Origin of the sequence: Aminobacter sp. Piv2-1 (assembly GCF_037625995.1) — a bacterium.
Lineage (GTDB): Bacteria > Pseudomonadota > Alphaproteobacteria > Rhizobiales > Rhizobiaceae > Aminobacter.
Genome location: NZ_JARKMU010000024.1, coordinates 1 through 2798 on the forward strand (window position 1 = coordinate 1; position 2798 = coordinate 2798).

Below are 2798 nucleotides of genomic sequence, written 5' to 3' on the forward strand. Positions count from 1 at the left end.
AGGCCGTCGACGTCGTCGTGCCTGGCGAGCACGGCGGCAAGTTCCGCCGTGTGGCCGGTGACGATGTTGACCGCGCCCGCCGGAACGTCGGAATATTCGAGCACCTGGTAGAGGTCGGTGGCGACCAGCGGCGCGGTGGTCGAGGGCACCACGACCGTGGTGTTGCCCATGGCGAGTGCCGGGGCGACGAGCGAGACGAGCCCGAGCAGCGGCGCCTCGTCGGGGGCGACGATGCCGATGACGCCGACGGGCTCGTTGAGCGCCAGCGTGACTGCGCATGCCGGCGGCTGGTGCACCCGGCCTTCGAACTTGTCGGCCATGCCGGCGTAGAAGAACAGCCGCTCGATCGACTGCTCGACCTCGGCTTTTGCCGCCTTGTGGCTGGCACCCGTCAGCTCCGAGATGCGGGCGCAAAACTCTTCCACGCGGCCCGAGAGGTTTTCGGCGAGGTAATAGAGCACCTGGCTGCGGTTGTAGGCGGTCGCCTCGGGCCAGGCCTTGCAGGCACGGGCGGCCGAGACCGCGTCGCGGATGTCCTTGCGGCTGCCGAGGCCGACCTCGCCGACGAGCTTGCCCTTGGGTGTCAGAACAGGCAGCGAGTAGTTGCCGTCGGGGCGCACCTGCTTGCCGCCGATGAACAGCTTTGCCGTGCGGTCGATGCCGTTTGTCTCGCCATTGTCGCGTGCGGCCTGTTTTGGCGCCGACGCCGGCTTGATCACCGGGCCATGCGGCTCGCTGGGCGCCAGGTACTCCTCCAGCCCTTCCCTGCCGCCCTCGCGGCCGAAACCGCTCTCGCGATAGCCGCCGAAGCCGCAAGATGCATCGAACATGTTGGTGCCGTTGACCCAGACCACGCCGGCCTTGAGCTGCGGGGCGACATGCAAGGCGAGGTTGACGTTTTCGCTCCACACCGAGGCGGCAAGGCCGTAGCGGGTGTTGTTGGCGAGCTCGACCGCCTCCTCGGTGGTGCGGAAGCTCATGGTGGCGAGCACCGGGCCGAACACCTCCTCCTGGGCGAGGATGTTGGCAGGCGCCACGCCCGTCGCCAGCGTCGGCAGGTGGTAGTAGCCGGTCGAGGGCACCTCCTGGTCGGGCTGCCAGCAGACCGCACCTTGCCTGGCGCCCTCCTCGACCAGGCGCCTGACCCGGTCGAGCTGGGTCCTGTCGACCAGCGGGCCGATGTCGGTGTTCTTGTCCAAGGGCGCGCCGAGGCGCAGCCGGCTCATGCGTGTCTTGACCTTGGCGATGAAGGCCTCGGCCACGCTCTCCTGCACCAGGAGCCGCGAGCCGGCGCAGCAGACCTGGCCCTGGTTGAACCAGATGCCGTCGACAAGTCCTTCCACGGCGCTGTCGAGATCGGCGTCCTCGAAGACGATGAAGGCCGACTTGCCGCCGAGCTCCAGGGACAGCTTCTTGCCTGAGCCCGCGGTCGCCTTGCGGATGATTTTTCCCACCTCGGACGAGCCGGTGAAGGCGATCTTGTCGATGCCGGGATGGTTGACGATCGCCGCCCCCGCCTCGGGTCCGCCCTGGACGATGTTGACGACCCCTTTCGGAACGCCGGCGCGCTCGCAGATCTCGGCGAAGAGGATCGCCGTCAGCGGCGTGAACTCGGCCGGCTTCAAGACCACCGTGCAGCCGGTGGCGAGCGCGGGTGCGATCTTCCAGGCCAGCATCAACAGCGGAAAGTTCCACGGGATGATCTGGCCGACGACGCCGGCAGCCTTGCGGCCAGGGAACTCCTTGTCCAGCGCCTGGGCCCAGCCGGCATGGTGGATGAAGTGGCGGATCGCCAGCGGCACGTCGATGTCGCGGCTCTCGCGGATCGGCTTGCCGTTGTCGAGGCTTTCGAGCACCGCAAACAGGCGCTGGTGGCGCTGCATGGCGCGGCCGATGGCGTAGAGCACCTTGGCGCGCTCGTAGCCCGAGGCGGCGCTCCATTTGGGCAGCGCCTTGCGGGCGGCGGCGACGGCGGCCTCGATGTCGGCGGCACCCGCCTCGGCGATCCTGGCCAGCGTCTTGCCCGTCGAGGGATCGGCGGTCTCGAAGCTCTTGCCGTCCAGTGAGGCGCGCCAGTCGCCGGCGATGAACAGCGCCTTCGCGAAGTCGCGGCCCGAGAGCCAGGCATCGGCTTCCGTGCGGGCCTCGGGTGCGGGGGCATAGTCCATGGCGTGGTATCGTTCGAGGATGTTCATCGGGCTGTTCCCAGCAATTCGTTGCGAGGTCGGCGATCCTTCCCACCCCCCTCTGGCCTGCCGGCCATCTCCCCCACAAGGGGGGAGATCAGCCTGCGCTGACGTCGCCGCCAATCGCCGAGGTTGGAGGAAAGGCGTGGGGAACGAAGCTGCCGATCTCCCCCCTTGTGGGGGAGATGGCCGGCAGGCCAGAGGGGGGTGCGAAGAAGCTCCACGGCTGTTGCTTTCGCGCCCATCGCCTCACGCCATGGCGTGGCGGTGGTTGGCCGAGTAGCGGCCGCTGACGTGGTGCTCGAGCTGGCGTTCGATGTCGGTCAGAAGGCTGGACGCGCCGAAGCGGAACAGCTCGGGCTCGAGCCAGGGCCGGCCGAGCTCTTCCTTCATCAGGATAAGCCAGTCGAGCGACACTTTTGCGGTCGATATGCCGCCGGCCGGCTTGAAGCCGATGAGGGTGCCGGTCTGCTCGTGATAGGCGCGGATGGCGCGGACCATGGCGAGGCCGACCGGCAGCGTGGCGTTGACGCTTTCCTTGCCGGTCGAGGTCTTGATGAAGTCGGCCCCCGCCATCATCGCCACCATCGAGGCGAGCGTGACGTTGCGCAA

Annotated in this window: 1 protein-coding gene and 1 pseudogene; both read right to left on the reverse strand. The window is 68.3% G+C overall.

Annotated features, from left to right (window positions below):
* Window positions 1-2195, reverse strand: a 2195-nt coding sequence (locus AmiPiv_RS24750; RefSeq protein ID WP_340041880.1) for an aldehyde dehydrogenase family protein, incomplete at its 3' end; no start/stop codon positions are given.
* 240 nt (window positions 2196-2435) lie between these two features.
* Window positions 2436-2798 (reverse strand): annotated as a pseudogene (locus tag AmiPiv_RS24755) (deoxyribose-phosphate aldolase); the annotation flags it as partial.